The organism is Maricaulis sp. (assembly GCF_017643475.1).
In the GTDB taxonomy this organism is placed as follows: domain Bacteria; phylum Pseudomonadota; class Alphaproteobacteria; order Caulobacterales; family Maricaulaceae; genus Maricaulis.
The window spans coordinates 936,955-951,750 of record NZ_JAEPNI010000001.1; the positions used below are offsets into that span (position 1 = coordinate 936,955).

Annotated in this window: 12 protein-coding genes; 6 read left to right on the forward strand and 6 right to left on the reverse strand. The window is 61.3% G+C overall.

What is annotated here, in order from left to right; translation table 11 throughout:
* Nucleotides 1-12 precede the first annotated feature (12 nt).
* The 6 genes from carB to carA form a co-directional block, all read right to left on the reverse strand.
* Nucleotides 13-3,270, reverse strand: coding sequence for a carbamoyl-phosphate synthase large subunit (gene carB / locus JJ889_RS04455; protein WP_291891846.1), 3,258 nt, complete (start codon nt 3,268-3,270; stop codon nt 13-15).
* Nucleotides 3,271-3,441: 171 nt separating this feature from the next.
* Nucleotides 3,442-4,083: a hypothetical protein gene (locus JJ889_RS04460; RefSeq protein WP_291891850.1), complete on the reverse strand. Its 642-nt coding sequence runs from the start codon at nt 4,081-4,083 to the stop codon at nt 3,442-3,444.
* On the reverse strand, nt 4,076-5,575 hold the full coding sequence (locus tag JJ889_RS04465; protein ID WP_291891853.1) for a peptide ABC transporter substrate-binding protein: 1,500 nt from the start codon (nt 5,573-5,575) through the stop codon (nt 4,076-4,078). The genes JJ889_RS04460 and JJ889_RS04465 overlap by 8 nt, the downstream gene beginning before the upstream one ends.
* Nucleotides 5,576-5,664: 89 nt before the next feature.
* Nucleotides 5,665-6,411 (reverse strand): FkbM family methyltransferase, encoded by a 747-nt coding sequence (locus JJ889_RS04470; RefSeq protein WP_291891856.1) that lies wholly within the window; start codon nt 6,409-6,411, stop codon nt 5,665-5,667.
* An 81-nt stretch (nt 6,412-6,492) separates the two neighbouring features.
* Entirely contained in the window at nt 6,493-7,626 is a 1,134-nt protein-coding gene (locus JJ889_RS04475) for a hypothetical protein (protein WP_291891859.1), read from the reverse strand.
* Between the two features lie 4 nt (nt 7,627-7,630).
* Nucleotides 7,631-8,800, reverse strand: a complete 1,170-nt coding sequence (carA, locus tag JJ889_RS04480) for a glutamine-hydrolyzing carbamoyl-phosphate synthase small subunit (protein ID WP_291891861.1) — start codon at nt 8,798-8,800, stop codon at nt 7,631-7,633.
* Between the two features lie 337 nt (nt 8,801-9,137).
* Between carA and JJ889_RS04485 the strand changes: the two genes are divergently transcribed.
* From JJ889_RS04485 to rpoD, 6 genes are all read left to right on the forward strand, one after another.
* Nucleotides 9,138-9,605 carry a GatB/YqeY domain-containing protein gene (locus JJ889_RS04485; protein WP_291891864.1) on the forward strand — a complete coding sequence of 156 codons (468 nt, stop codon included), beginning with the start codon at nt 9,138-9,140 and terminating at the stop codon, nt 9,603-9,605.
* A 445-nt stretch (nt 9,606-10,050) separates the two neighbouring features.
* Nucleotides 10,051-10,308: a type II toxin-antitoxin system ParD family antitoxin gene (locus JJ889_RS04490; RefSeq protein WP_291891867.1), complete on the forward strand. Its 258-nt coding sequence runs from the start codon at nt 10,051-10,053 to the stop codon at nt 10,306-10,308.
* Entirely contained in the window at nt 10,305-10,463 is a 159-nt protein-coding gene (locus JJ889_RS04495; protein ID WP_291891870.1) for a hypothetical protein, read from the forward strand. The genes JJ889_RS04490 and JJ889_RS04495 overlap by 4 nt, the downstream gene beginning before the upstream one ends.
* Entirely contained in the window at nt 10,464-10,625 is a 162-nt protein-coding gene (locus tag JJ889_RS04500) for a hypothetical protein (RefSeq protein ID WP_291891872.1), read from the forward strand.
* Nucleotides 10,626-10,765: 140 nt separating this feature from the next.
* Nucleotides 10,766-12,622, forward strand: coding sequence for a DNA primase (gene dnaG, locus JJ889_RS04505; RefSeq protein ID WP_291891873.1), 1,857 nt, complete (start codon nt 10,766-10,768; stop codon nt 12,620-12,622).
* A 45-nt stretch (nt 12,623-12,667) separates the two neighbouring features.
* Nucleotides 12,668-14,716 carry an RNA polymerase sigma factor RpoD gene (gene rpoD / locus JJ889_RS04510; RefSeq protein ID WP_291891876.1) on the forward strand — a complete coding sequence of 683 codons (2,049 nt, stop codon included), beginning with the start codon at nt 12,668-12,670 and terminating at the stop codon, nt 14,714-14,716.
* The last annotated feature ends 80 nt before the right edge of the window (nt 14,717-14,796 follow it).

Here is a 14,796-nt window from a genome sequence, read left to right on the forward strand (position 1 = left end):
GCGTCCTTGCTATCAAGAGTAGGTTTGCAGTGCCTGCGGTTCAAGAGCCCCTTCATCGATCCGGCGAATTGACGCGATCGCTGCGCGGGCAGCCGATGCCGTGGTGTAACACGGGATCTTCTGGTCCAGCGCCGTACGGCGGATGGAATAGCTGTCCAGGTGCGACTGGCGGCCCTCCGTCGTGTTGAAGATCAGCTGGACTTCACCGTTTTTCATCAGGTCGACAATGTGTGGGCGGCCTTCGAAGACCTTGTTCACACGCGTGACCGGAACGCCGTTCTCCTCCAGCGTCGTGGCGGTGCCACCGGTCGCCAGGATCTTGAAACCCTTCATGACCAGGACGCGGCACGGATCGATCATCGACGCCTTGTCGCCATCACGCAGGGAGATGAAGACACTGCCCGAGGTCGGCAGCTGGATGCCGGCTCCCAGCTCGGCCTTCGCGAAGGAGGCTTCGAACAGGGTGTCGATACCCATGACTTCGCCGGTGGAACGCATTTCCGGTCCCAGCACCGGGTCGACGCCCGGGAAACGGGCGAAGGGCATGACGGCTTCCTTGACGGAGACATGTTTCGGCGCCGGGTCTTCCAGGTTGAACTCGGACAGTTTCGCACCGGCCATGACCTTGGCAGCGATCTTGGCAACCGGTTCGCCAATGGCCTTGGCCACGAAGGGAACCGTACGGGATGCACGCGGATTGACCTCGAGCACGTAGATGGTCTCGCCCTTGATGGCGAACTGGACGTTCATCAGGCCACGCACGCCGATGGCCTTGGCCATTGCAGCCGCTTGGCGTTTCAGCTCGGCAATCATCTCGGCAGAGAGCGAATAGGGCGGCAGGGAACAGGCACTGTCACCGGAGTGTACGCCGGCTTCCTCGATGTGCTGCATGACACCGGCAACCCACACATCCTCGCCGTCACAGATGGCGTCGACATCAACCTCGTCAGCGTCGGTCAGGTAACGATCCAGCAGCAGCGGAGAATTACCGGAGACGTTCACGGCCTCGCGCAGATAGCGTTCGAAACTGTCGGTTTCGCGGACGATTTCCATGGCGCGGCCGCCCAGGACATAGGACGGGCGCAGAACCAGCGGGAATCCGAGTTTCTCGGCCGCCGCGCGGGCCTCGTCTTCCGAGCGCACAATGGCGTTCGGCGGCTGGGTCAGGTTGAGATCATCCAGCAGCTGTTTGAACCGGTCGCGATCCTCTGCCAGGTCGATAGCATCCGGCAGCGTTCCCAGGATCGGCACACCTGCCGCTTCCAGCTCGCCCGCCAGTTTCAGCGGCGTCTGGCCGCCATACTGGACAACAACGCCCAGCAGTTCGCCCTTTTCCTGTTCGGTCGCGATCAGTTCGAGTGTGTCCTCGATGGTCAGCGGTTCGAAATACAGGCGATCGGCGGTGTCATAGTCGGTGGAGACGGTTTCCGGATTACAGTTCACCATGATGGATTCAATGCCCATCTCGGCAAAGGCAAAGGCAGCGTGACAGCAGCAATAGTCGAACTCGATGCCCTGGCCGATACGGTTGGGACCGCCGCCCAGGATAATCGCCTTCTTGCGGCCGGTCGGCTCGCTCTCGCAATCTGCCTTGCCGCCAAAGCTCGGCGTCTCGTAACAGGAATACATGTAGGGCGTCGCGGCGTGGAATTCGGCGGCGCAGGTGTCGACTCGCTTGTAGACCGGACGCACGCCCAGGGCGCGGCGGTCGGCGCGGACCTCTGCTTCCGGCTTGCCGGACAGCTTGGCCAGGCGCGCATCGGAGAAGCCCATGGATTTTAGCGCGAGGAATTTCTCGTTCGTGGTCGGCAGTCCCATCGTCGACACGTCTTCCTCGGCGTGAACGATGGCTTCGATCTGGCGCAGGAACCACGGCTCGTAGAGCGATGCGCGCTCGACCTCATCCACGCTCAGACCTTCCCGGAATGCCTGGGCGATGACACGCAGACGGTCCGGCGTCGGGATGGCGAGGGCCGCGCGCACGGCTTCCTTGCGGGCATCCTCTGAGTCCGCGTCTTCGGTGCCGGCGATCTCGATCTCGTCGAAACCATCGAGGCCCGTCTCCATCGAGCGCAGGGCCTTCTGCATGCTTTCCTGGAAGGAGCGGCCCATGGCCATCGCTTCACCGACGGACTTCATGGAGGTCGTCAGGTGGGCGTCAGCGCCCGGATACTTCTCGAACGCGAAACGCGGGATCTTGGTGACGACATAATCAATGGTCGGCTCGAAGGAGGCTGGTGTCGCGCCATCGGTGATGTCGTTGGCAATCTCGTCCAGCGTGTAGCCAACGGCCAGCTTGGCCGCGACCTTGGCGATCGGGAAGCCGGTGGCCTTGGAGGCCAGCGCCGAGGAGCGCGAGACGCGCGGGTTCATCTCGATGACGACCAGGCGGCCATCCTTCGGATTGACCGCGAACTGGACGTTGGATCCGCCGGTCTCGACACCGATCTCGCGCAGGACGGCGATCGAGGCCGAGCGCATGATCTGGTATTCCTTGTCCGTCAGCGTCAGGGCCGGGGCGACGGTGATGCTGTCACCGGTATGCACGCCCATCGGATCGACGTTCTCGATCGAACAGATGATGATGCAGTTGTCGGCGCGGTCGCGGACAACTTCCATCTCGAACTCTTTCCAGCCAACGATGGATTCCTCGACCAGGATTTCCGTGACCGGGGAGGCGTCGAGGCCGGACTGGCAGATCGTCCGGTATTCCTCGACATTATAGGCAATGCCGCCGCCGGTGCCCCCCAGAGTGAAGGAGGGGCGGATGATGGCCGGCAGGCCAATCTCGCTCATCACGGCTTCAGCTTCCGCCATGGTGTGCACAACGCGCGAGCGCGGGCTTTCAAGGCCGATCTTGTCCATGGCCTCGCGGAAACGCTCGCGGTTCTCTGCCTTGTCGATGACGTCCGCCTTGGCGCCGATCATCTCCACACCAAAGAGATCCAGCACACCGCGGTTTTCCAGTTCCAGGGCACAGTTCAGCGCCGTCTGGCCGCCCATCGTCGGCAGGATTGCGTCCGGGCGTTCCTTTTCGATCACCTTGGCGACCATTTCCGGCGTGATCGGCTCGATATAGGTCGCGTCCGCCAGTTCCGGATCGGTCATGATGGTGGCTGGATTGGAGTTCACCAGGATGACGCGATAGCCCTCGGCCTTGAGTGCCTTGACGGCCTGGACGCCTGAATAGTCGAACTCACAGGCCTGACCGATAACGATTGGTCCGGCGCCGATGATCAGTATGGAGTTCAGGTCTGTACGTCTGGGCATGGCTGTCCTGCTCGCGTGCGTGCGCGCGTCCGGGCCCGACCGGATATCCCGGATGGGTCAGTTCGCGCTTGGTTTTGGTGCTGAGAGGGGGTCCTAGCCCGGATTCGATGAGAAGGCGAGAGCCTATCTGCTCACTCGGGTGTTATTGCTTATAACTGTGTCCGTATGCGCTCAGAGTTTTCCTTCTAAAGTGCTGATCTCCCTGCGCATGTTGGCGCGAGCCCGGGCGCCTAGCCGCGTTTCGAATTCATCGGTGACAAAAGTGCGCTGGCGGGCCTGCGCCGTGTCGAGGAATTTGGCTCGACCTTCCCGGTAAAAATCATCGGGCGCCCAGCTGTATTCCTTGCGGATCTGCTCGGCATAGGTGTCGTAGACCTCGTCCGGTGCGCCCAGGATGGAAAAGTCGATATCGAGAAAGAGCGCGTCATCGCGGTCTCGTCCGCCCGACTGGTGGTCGGCGGTGGCAAGGATCAGCCTGCGAACATCGTCGACAAGCGCAGTCGGCGCGCCCAGGCGCGGCAGTTCGCGGGCGGCGCGTTCGGCGCTCAGGGCTTCATTCTCGGCGCCTTTGGGATCATAGATGATGTCGTGATACCAGGCCGCCATCCAGCAGCGTTCCGGTGTTTGGAGCTCTGTGTGCCAGCGATCAAGCTCGTCGAAGATATGGGCCAGGTGGGAAAGGCCGTGATAGCGGCGGTGCGGTTCGCTGTAGGCGGTGATGATGCCATCGATCTGGCTGTCACCAGCCCGCCAGCCGAGCTGGGTCATCTGAAGCGCCCAGCGCTCTCGCAAGGCTGTTTCCGGCTCAGCCATCTGCCAGTCCCAGATAGCGCCAGACCTGTGGCTGTACATCTGCCCGTGTGCCGGTCACCCGCTCGCCTACCAGCCAGTGGGCGCGGTCATGCACCAGGGGGATGATGGCGTGTTCCAGCTGGATATGGGCGTTGGCCTCGCGATAGATCTCTTCACGCTCGATGGGGTCGCTTTCACGGCGGGCGCGGTTCATCAGCTCGGCGAAGGTCTCGTCATGCCAGTTGAAATTGGCGGCAAATCCATCCGGTGCGAACGGGTCGAGCATGAAAAACGGGTCGGACTTCAAGCCGCGATTGAAGCTGGCGATGGCAATGTCGAAATCGCCTGCATCGACAGCCTGGTAAAGATCGGTCGGATAGGTCGCGAAAATCTCTGAATCCACGCCGATCTGGCGCCAGTCATCGGCAAGGGAGACAGCGATGCGCTCGCCCAGCCCGGTGGTCGTGCGGATCTGCAGGGGGCGGTTGATCACCGGCGCAGCACCTTCTGGGCGCAGGCGTACCGGATCGTTCTGGTCCTGGAACATCTGGGGCAGGACGCTGCGTGTCGGTGTCGCCGTGCCGGAAAACAGCTCTCGCACCAGGAAAGCCCGGTCGATCGCATAGTCCAGCTCGGCCCGGACCATCATGTCGTTGAGCGGCTCACGGGCATGATTGACCTTGAGATAGCGCAGGATCGGCGCGTCAAAGCTCTCGAAGCCATCGCCCAGCTGTTCATGCAGGAAGTCCAGCTGGTTGGCCGGCGGGTTGTCGGCGAGGTCAAGCTCGCCGGCCCGGAACATGCGGGCACGAGTCGCATCATCGCGAACCGCTTCGACGCGGATCGTCTGGATGCTCACATTAGTCGCATCATAAAAATGCGGATTGCGGCGCAGCCCGATCTGAACCTGCGAGATGGAGGCGAGGGTGAAGGCCCCGGCAGAGACCCAGTTCGCCGGCGTGATCCAGTCATCGCCGACACGCTCGATGATATGGCGCGGGAAGGGATAGAATTCCCGCATCAACAGCGGAAACAGGCCCAGCGGGCTTTCCAGGTTGAAACGTACGGCCTGGTCGCTGACGACCTCGACGCCCAGGCTTTCCACCGGCGCATCACCGGCCAGGATGGCACGGGCATTCACGACATTCTGGAAATCGCCAAGTGCGGCAAAACTGTGTGCCGGATCAACCAGGCGACGCGCTGACCAGGCGACGTCATGGGCGGTCAGTGGGCGACCATCCGACCAGGCGAGACCCTCGCGCAGGATAAAGGTCCAGGCCAGCCCATCGGGAGTGACTTCCCAGCGTTCCGCCAGGCCCGGCGCCAGCTGACCGTCCGGACCATATTCGGTCAGCCCGGCATGCACCTGCTTGTAGACCAGCGCCGCCGAGGCGAATTGTCCACGCGCCGGGTCCAGGCTGTCGGGAAGGTTGGATATGCCGACACGCATCGTGTCCGCGTCCGCATCTGTTGACCGGCCGCATCCAGCCAGCGCCGCAGCAGACGTCGTCATCAGAAAAGCTCGCCGATCAATCATGCACGCATGATGGCGCGATTTGTTGATCTGCCAAGGCGTGTCGCCGGATTTCTCGATCCGTGCCGTCAGCGCGGCAGGAAGATGAAATTATTGATATAGGCCGGCGTGTCCTCCACGCCGTTGTGATCGCGGGCGGGATCGAATTCCTCGATGCGGCAGAGCGCACCTGATTTGAGGACAAAGGCGTCATAGCCCATGGCTTCCACACTGGCGACAGCGTCCCGGATCGGGATCTGGGTGTGGCGTTCTTCCAGCTCGATGATCATGCGTGGGCGATCGCGCCGGATCAGCTCCTGCGCGCCATCAAGCACTGCCTTCTCATGGCCTTCGACATCGATCTTGATGAAACCCACGGGTGGCAGGTCCATATCGTCCAGACGCGCGGTTTCCACCTCGACCTTGCCGACATTGCGACCGGTATTGCGCGCCGGGTTGAGCGAGGCGTGCTGGTTGGAGTAACGCGCACCCTGACCGGGGACTTCCAGCTCGGCTGTGCCGGACCGGTCCGAAGCGGCGATCATTCGGGCCTCGGCGCCATCAGGGATGGCGCCATTGAGGATCTCGAACATTTTCGGATTGGGCTCCAGGGCCAGCGTTCTCACCCCGTGGCGCACGAGAACATGCGTCCAGATGCCCCGATTGGCCCCGATGTCCAGGGCAAGCTTGTCGACAGGGGCGAGGAAGGGCGCGAGCCGCAATTCCGGCTCACCCTTTTTCAGTTCACGACGGACGATGCGCGCGAGTTCCCAGCCTTGCGGAAACAATGCGCGTTTAAAACGCTCTTCAAGCGTACTTGGAGGTACCCAGCTCATGGCCGGACCCTAGGCGAATTTTGACGGGGGTGAAACCACTTAAACGGTGGAAATCAGCAGGTATCTCATTCGGCGTCTGTGTCAGCAAAATCTGGGTTCGACATCGGAGTGACGTTCAACAATTCGGCATACATCTTCAGTCGCTTGCCAAGTGCGTTGGCCTGAAGTGCCAGTGCCGAACAGATCCAAATCGAACCACTCTACCACGCCGGCTCGAACACCGATCCACAAGTGACGTTCGCGTTCATACCGACAACCGCCACCATATGGGCTGCAACGGTCACCACCTGATAGCTTCAGCCCGACAATTTCATAGTCTGCGCCAAGGTCGAAGCGATGAACAAGTTCATTTCGAACTGGGCTGGTTTCATAATAGGCGGGCCAGCTCGGGAGAGGCCCACCGACGGTGAGTGTTTCTTCAATGAAGCTGTAGGAGGTCCATGAGGATAGCGCTGCCTCCGACCAGTGGCGGTCATTCCGAAGTGAGGGCAGAAAGTTTGTCGGCAGGTTGGAATAGACAGATGTTCCTTCAGGCGCAGAGCGATGTGTCACAATATGCGATCGGGTTCGGCGTTCGGACGCTTGCTCATGTGAAGGATACACGAGCCTCGCCAGTCGAACCGGGCCTTCAATGCGCTCCCGTTCCAGGATTGCCATAAGGTGATCGAACGGGGCGGTGTTCTCAGGGGCGGCCGACGCCCACGTGGCTTGGGCGAGCGCATCGATGCTCTCGCTGATCTCCTCGTTCGCGATCCAGGCAAGTGTCCCGTCTATCAGCACGAAGGCGTAAGTTGGCCTGTAGATGCGAAGAAAGTCATGGTGACGTCTGAATGGCGTCTGCAATGGTACATAGTCGGGAAGGTAAGTGCCTCGTCCACGAAAAACCAAGGCGATTTCGACGGTTTGGCCTTGGTGGTAAAACGAGAAAACGGGTTGCAGCGACGTACCGTCGTGTCGCAGTTCCAGGAACTCGCCGAGCTCTTGTCCCGAGTATCCGTACAATTGGGATGGGCTGGCTACCACGATATCGCGGTAACCCAGCCGTTCATCTTCTTCCGCATCGGCTATGGCCATGCGTTCTTGATGCTCTGTAAGGCGTTCCAGGCGCGCCAGCTCTTCCGCTGACGTGGAGCACGCGCTCAATGTCAGACCCGCACAGCCCAGTACCGCTAACCGGATGGCCCGCAGTAGTTGGGTGTGCCGGGCGGCGATCATGACTTTACGCAGGCGCCTGTGAGTTCAGGCTTCCAACGAAGCGTTCGAAGACACCGAAACTGTCCTGCGGGCCCGGGCTGGCTTCCGGGTGATGCTGGACGGCCTGGACCGGCTTGTCAGCGAGGCGGAAACCGCAATTCGTACCGTCAAACAGGGAGACATGGGTCTCGGTGGCACCGGCGGGCAGGGTGGAGCCGTCGACCGCGAAACCATGATTCATGGAGACGATCTCGACCTGGCCGGTATCGTGGTTCTTGACCGGGTGGTTCGCCCCGTGATGGCCCTGCGGCATCTTGATGGTCTTGGCGCCGACGGCCAGGGCCAGCATCTGGTGACCCAGGCAAATGCCCAGCATCGGGATATTGGCGTCGATCAGCTTCTTCAGGGTCGGCAGGGCGTATTCGCCGGTCGCGGACGGATCGCCCGGACCATTGGAGACAACGATGCCGTCCGGAGACATGTTCAGAACATCCTCGGCGGAAGCATTGCCCGGCAGAACCGCGACACGGGCACCGGCGCCGACCAGCAGGCGCAGGATGTTGGCCTTCACGCCATAGTCCAGGACGACCACGCGCGGGCCGTCTTCGGGACCTTCGCAGAAACCGCTGTCCCAGGACCAGTCGCCTTCGGTCCATTCCTCGGCACCGGAGCGGGCGACATCGGCGGCCAGTTCGCGGCCTTCCATCGTGTCAGCGCCGGCTGCAGCGGCCTTGAGGGCGTCGATATCGATATTGCCGGACGTGTCGTGGGCGATGGCGCACATCGGCATGCCGCTTTCGCGGATGCGGCGGGTCAGGGCGCGGGTGTCGACACCGGACAGGGAGATGATGCCGCGGGCGCGCATCCATTCGTCAAAGCCTTGCTCGGCGCGGTAATTGGCCGGTGGGGTGATCGCCATGCGGCTGACCATGCCTACGGCGGCCTTGCGGGCTGCGTCGCTGGTGGCTTCCTCGTCTTCCGGATTGGCGCCGACATTGCCGACATGCGGGAAGGTAAAGCACACGACCTGGCCGGCATAGGACGGGTCCGCGAGAATTTCCTGGTGGCCGGTCATCGCCGTGTTGAAACAGAGCTCGCCCACCGCGATCCCGGATGCGCCCGTACCCACGCCATAGAAGACAGAGCCATCGGCCAGTGCCAGTGCCCCGGTGGGGCGATCAGCGGAAGTGGTCATGGCGTTCTCCTGTAAAGAGCCGTGTGGGCTGCAGGTGTTATGACCGGGAATCGGTGCAAGGTCGACCGGCAGGTAAACGGGCGCGTAACTAGTCAGAGACATGGGGGCGGTCAATCCCGCTGGACAGATTAATTTCCGCCTTGATATTTTCACGAGAAGGTCATAATGACCCGCACCTTGGTCAGGGGAGGCGCCGGACATACCGCGCGATCAAAATATTCAAGGCCCGACCACACAGGATAGAAGCAACCGCCGCCGGCCTATTGCATCAACGATAATCCAAACCACATCAATCATTGCAAAAGCGGCAATTGCTGAAGGACAAGCGAGTAGAAGCATGGCTCTTAGAGACCGTATTTCGACTGATCTGAAAAATTCCCTCAAGGCAGGTGACAAGCGCCGGACATCGACGCTGCGCCTCGTCTCCGCCGCGATCAAGGATCGCGATATCGCCGCGCGCGCTGAAGACCGCTGCGACGGCTGCGAAGAGCAGGAAATCATGACCATCCTCACCAAGCTGGTAAAACAGCGTGAGGACAGTGCCGACACCTATGAAAAAGCCGGGCGTCTCGATCTGGCCGAGGCCGAGCGCGAGGAAGCGGACATCGTCCGCGAATTCCTGCCCAAGCCGATGGATGAAGGCGAAATCGCCGATGCGGCCGCCGAAGTGGTGACCGAACTAGCGGCCACGGGCCTGAAGGACATGGGCCGCGTGATGGGCGAACTGAAAAACCGCTATGCCGGCCGCATGGACTTCGGCAAGGCTGGTGGTCGCGTGAAGGACCTGCTAACCGGCGCTGCGTAAGCGGCGTTCTGGTTGGGCCGTTTCTCGGCCAGGCTCGATCTAGGTGTCATCCCGGACGCAGGCCCGGCGCTGAGCCCCGTTTTCGCGAAAACGGCTGGCGGGGAGAGGATGTCCTCACCCGGCCATATTTGCCCTTAAACCTCATGCCGAGACGGGGCCTTAGAGGGTTTTTCAGGTCAAGGGCGCGCAGCGCCGCTTCGCGGTTCCACCCTTGACCTGAAAAACCCTCTAAGGCGAACTGCCTGCATGAGATTTATGCTGCTTATCCTCCCCCTTGGGGAGGTGTCCTTCGTTGCCTTGGCGGAGAAGGACGGAGTGGCCGGAGCGCGCAGCGCGGAGGTTCTTGCTCACTGGCGTTCGCCTCATTCACCGCCCCCAAAGCAACACCGAATTTGAATGCTTCCTGCCATTGGCATATATTGCCAATAGAGCTCCGGAGGTGAAAATGGCCACCCGAAACGTTGTGCTGACCGACGCCCAGTCCGCCCTGGTGGACCAGCTTGTCGAGAGCGGTCGTTTCCAGAATGCGTCCGAAGCCCTCCGGGCCGGGCTGCGTCTGCTGCAGGAAGACGAGGCGGAGCGCAGTGCGCTGCGTGATCGTCTGGTGCTGGGCGTTGAAGAGGCCCGTCAGGAAAACTTCGCTGAGGGCAGTGGCGAGGCGGCCATGAAACGCGCTTTTGCCGAAGCCCGTTCGAAACCGTGACACAACGACGCTGGCGACTGACCAAACTGGCCGTTCATTCGCTTGCCGGCATTTCCCGCTGGACCCTCGAAACATTCGGGCCACGCCAGACCGCGGCCTATGAAGCCGACCTTCTGGATGCCTGCCGGTCGATCGCCTCAGGCGAAGCGGTCTAAGTGTCTTGCCGGACGCTTGTTGAGGATCTTCGTTTTGTGCGGAGTGGGCAGCATTTCATCGTCTTCATCGACTACGAGACGGATGTGGTGATCGTCGATTTCCTGCATGCGCGCAGCAATCTGGATCGGCATCTGGCGGGTCTGGCTGTGCGGGGTGAGTGATGGCAAGTGCAAGCAATCCGCTTATGCCTAGCGTGGTCCCAACGCCACCCGCACCCGAACGTGATCTTCCGGCGTGACCCGAAAAAGAATCCGGCGCACACTGTCGGGCTGGAAAGTGACCGGGACGAAGCGCTGGCTCCATGCGTTTAGGTGAAGACTTCATTGACGAGATCAAGGCGCGGATCCGCCTGTCCGATATAGTCGGGCGGTCGGTTCAGCTCAAGCGCCAGGGTCGCGAGTTTGTCGGCCTGTCTCCGTTCAAGAAGGAGCGCACGCCCTCTTTCTACGTCAATGACGAGAAACGTTTTTATCACTGCTTTGCCTCGGGCAAGCATGGTGATGCGTTTTCCTGGCTGGAAGAGATGGAAGGCCTGTCCTTCATGGAAGCCGCCGAGCGGCTGGCGGGCGAGGCGGGGCTGAGCCTGCCGGCGCCGGATCCGCAGGCCGCCGAACGCACCCAGCATCGCAAATCCCTGGTCGAGTGGATGGAGACGGCACACGCCTTCTATCTGCGCGCCCTGAAAAGCCCGGCCGCCGCCCATGCGGTGGAGTATCTGAAGGGGCGCGGGCTGACCGGCCAGGATTGTGTGAAATTCGGCATTGGCTATGCGCCGGACGGGCGCACGGCGCTGAAGGATGAGCTGGTCACGGCAGGCGCGCCGATTGGCGATCTGATCGAATGCGGCCTGCTGATCGAGCCAGACAATGGCTCGCCCTATGACCGGTTCCGCGACCGCATCATGTTCCCGATCCATGATCCGCGCGGGCGGCTCGTCGGTTTTGGTGGTCGGGCCCTTTCGAAAGAGGCGCGAGCGAAATATCTCAACTCGCCGGAGACCTCGATCTTCCACAAGGGCTCCATGCTCTACAACTTCCCCAATGCCCGCCGCGCGGCATCTGATCCCAAGGCGGGCGTGAAGGGGCTGATCGTGGCGGAGGGTTATCTCGATGTGATCGCGCTGGACCGGGCCGGGATGAGCCAGGGGGTGGCGCCAATGGGTACGGCGATCACCGAGGAGCAGCTGAACCTGCTCTGGCGGGCCGGCGGCGAGCCGGTCATGTGTCTGGATGGCGATAGCGCCGGTCGCGCTGCAGCGCTGAAAGCCGCCGATCGCGCCCTGCCGCACCTGGAACCGGGTCGGACGCTGCGTTTTGCCTTCATGCCCGATGGCAAGGACCCGGACGATGTCCTGCGCGATGAAGGTGCGCGCGCGCTGTCCGAACTGCTGGAGGACACCCGCTCGCTGGTCGACCTTTTGTGGGAGCGGGAGGTGGATCACGAGCCGCTGACCGATCCCGATCGCCGCGCCAGTTTCCGCAAGCGTATCCGGGCGCTGGTCAACCAGATCGCCAATGGTGACGTGAAAGAGGAATACCGCAACGAGTTCGACCGCCGCATGGAAGCCATGTTCGGCACGCCGGCGCGCAAGGGCGGGCGCGGTGAGTGGCAGGGCGGGCGTCGCAAGATCAATCAGGGTGCATCCCTGTCGCTGAAAAAACGCATGGGCAGCCAGATGGACAAGGCGTCGATGCGCCAGGCCATTCCCAATCCGAACGGTCGATCACTGCTGCTGGCACTGATCGAATACCCCGATCTGGTCGATGAATTGATCGAAGAAATTGCGTTAATTTCCTTCGGCGCGCTTGACAATTTACGTGACGCTGTCCTAGACGCGTGCTCTCTCGGACCGGCTGTGTCTTCCAGCGAGCTTCAGGCAGAGCTTCTGTCGCGCGGATTTGCGCAAGATTTAAAACGCTTGGAAGGCAATCGGGGGCCCATGCGGGCGAGTATTGGTGGAGCAGACGCTTCAGTCTCGGTGAAGGTCGGGGCTTGGAGGCGGCTGTGTTCTGTCTATATGAGACAAAGTGGCAGCCAGGAGCAGCGAAACGAACTTCGCGCACTTGCAGAGAGAAAAATTACCGAGAATGATTCCGAAAGCGTTCGAAGCATCAGCGAAGCCTATCGCCGTGAGAACGCCAAGGATGAAACCGAATAGCAATCAAATCGCGCATGGATCCCCATGCGACCAGGGACGATTTAGATGACAAAACCGGCCGAAGCCAACGACGCATCGGAATCACAGGATGGTCCGCTCCTCGATCTGACGGACCAGACAGTCAAGAACTTCATCAAAGCTGCCAAGAAGCGCGGCTATGTCACGCATGAAGAGCTGAACAATGTTCTGCCTTCGGAAGAGTTCTCTTCCGAGCAGATCGAGGATGTTCTCGCTCAGCTGTCCGAAATGGGCATCAATGTCATCGACAAGGATGAAGACGCCGAAGAAGACAATGGCGACAACAATGCCGAGGGCAGTGACAGCAAGGCTGTTGCCACGACCAGCGGTACCAAGGCTGTCGTTACCGGCCAGAATACCGGCTCGTCCGCAGATCGTACCGATGATCCGGTGCGCATGTATCTGCGCGAGATGGGCTCGGTCGAGCTTCTGTCCCGCGAGGGCGAGATCGCCATCGCCAAACGCATCGAGGCCGGCCGCAATGCGATGATCCGCGGCCTCTGCGAAAGCCCGCTGACCTTCGAGGCCATCATGGTCTGGCGTGATGAGCTGCAGGAAGGCCAGGTCCTTCTGCGCGACATCATCGACCTGGATGCCACCTATGGCGGCCAGAACGCTGCCGAAGAGGGCGAGGACGGCGAAGAGGGCGAGACGGCTGAAGGCGAGACACCGGTCCCGGGTGCAGCGCCGGGTGCCAAGCCCGCCTCCGAGGATGAGGAAGAAAAGCCGAAATCCGAAGACGGTGAAGAAGGCGACGAGGGTGAAGAGGGCGAAAGCTCTGATGACGACGATGATGATGATGACGGCGCAGCCCTCTCGCTTTCCGCAATGGAAGCCGAGCTGCGTGACGGCGTCATGGAAACGCTCGATCACATCGCCTCTGACTTTGCCAAGTTCCGCAAGCTGCAGGACAAGCTCGTTGCCGCGCGCATCGAAGGCAAGGACCTGACCAAGCAGAGCCGCGAGAAGTACGAGGAGACCCAGAACTCCATCGTCACCAACCTCAATACGATGCACCTCAACAATGCGCGTATCGAGGCCCTGGTCGAACAGCTTTATGCGATCAACAAGGAACGCATGTCGCTGGAAGGCAAGCTGCTGCGTATGGCCGACGCCCATGGCGTGCCGCGTGCCCAGTTCATGGACAGCTATTTCGGTAACGAGCTGAGCCCGGACTGGCCGCAATCCATGGCTGGCACGTCGAAAGCCTGGGATCGCTTTATCGAGCGTGAACTGGCCGACGCCAATGTCATCCGTGACGACATCGCCGAACTGACCCAGCGCGCCGGCGTTCCGATCGAGGATCTGCGCCGTATCGTTCGCACGGTCCAGAAGGGCGAGCGCGAGGCCCGCGTGGCCAAGAAGGAAATGGTCGAGGCAAACCTGCGTCTCGTGATTTCCATCGCCAAGAAATACACCAATCGCGGCCTGCAATTCCTGGATCTCATCCAGGAGGGCAATATCGGCCTGATGAAGGCCGTCGACAAATTCGAATATCGCCGCGGTTACAAGTTCTCGACCTATGCCACCTGGTGGATCCGCCAGGCCATTACCCGCTCCATCGCGGACCAGGCGCGCACCATCCGTATTCCGGTGCACATGATCGAGACCATCAACAAGATCGTCCGCACCAGCCGTCAGATGCTGCACGAGATCGGTCGCGAGCCGACGCCGGAAGAACTTGCTGAAAAGCTCGCCATGCCGCTCGAGAAGGTGCGCAAGGTGATGAAGATCGCCAAGGAGCCGATCTCGCTGGAAACGCCGATCGGTGACGAGGAAGACAGCCATCTCGGTGATTTCATCGAGGACAAGAACGCTGTCCTGCCGATCGATGCGGCTATCCAGTCCAACCTGCGGGAAACCACGACCCGCGTACTGGCGTCCCTGACCCCGCGTGAGGAACGTGTCCTGCGCATGCGTTTCGGCATCGGCATGAATACCGACCACACGCTGGAAGAAGTCGGCCAGCAATTCTCGGTCACCCGCGAACGTATCCGCCAGATCGAAGCCAAGGCCCTGCGCAAGCTCAAACACCCGAGCCGTTCGCGTAAGCTGCGGAGCTTCCTGGATAACTGATCGCCAGACGCACCGCGCCAGCGATCATCCCGGATCCGTTCCGGGGTCTGGAACAGAAGAAAGCCGGGCCCGATTGGGTC

What these genes read in the sequence shown, in the direction of transcription:
- rpoD (WP_291891876.1), top strand. Translation starts at nt 12,668, where the DNA reads ATGACAAAACCGGCCGAAGCCAACGACGCATCGGAATCACAGGATGGT.
- JJ889_RS04460 (WP_291891850.1), bottom strand. Translation starts at nt 4,083, where the DNA reads ATGGCTGAGCCGGAAACAGCCTTGCGAGAGCGCTGGGCGCTTCAGATG.
- carA (WP_291891861.1), bottom strand. Translation starts at nt 8,800, where the DNA reads ATGACCACTTCCGCTGATCGCCCCACCGGGGCACTGGCACTGGCCGAT.
- dnaG (WP_291891873.1), top strand. Translation starts at nt 10,766, where the DNA reads ATGCGTTTAGGTGAAGACTTCATTGACGAGATCAAGGCGCGGATCCGC.
- JJ889_RS04470 (WP_291891856.1), bottom strand. Translation starts at nt 6,411, where the DNA reads ATGAGCTGGGTACCTCCAAGTACGCTTGAAGAGCGTTTTAAACGCGCA.
- JJ889_RS04475 (WP_291891859.1), bottom strand. Translation starts at nt 7,626, where the DNA reads ATGATCGCCGCCCGGCACACCCAACTACTGCGGGCCATCCGGTTAGCG.
- JJ889_RS04490 (WP_291891867.1), top strand. Translation starts at nt 10,051, where the DNA reads ATGGCCACCCGAAACGTTGTGCTGACCGACGCCCAGTCCGCCCTGGTG.
- JJ889_RS04485 (WP_291891864.1), top strand. Translation starts at nt 9,138, where the DNA reads ATGGCTCTTAGAGACCGTATTTCGACTGATCTGAAAAATTCCCTCAAG.
- carB (WP_291891846.1), bottom strand. Translation starts at nt 3,270, where the DNA reads ATGCCCAGACGTACAGACCTGAACTCCATACTGATCATCGGCGCCGGA.
- JJ889_RS04465 (WP_291891853.1), bottom strand. Translation starts at nt 5,575, where the DNA reads ATGACGACGTCTGCTGCGGCGCTGGCTGGATGCGGCCGGTCAACAGAT.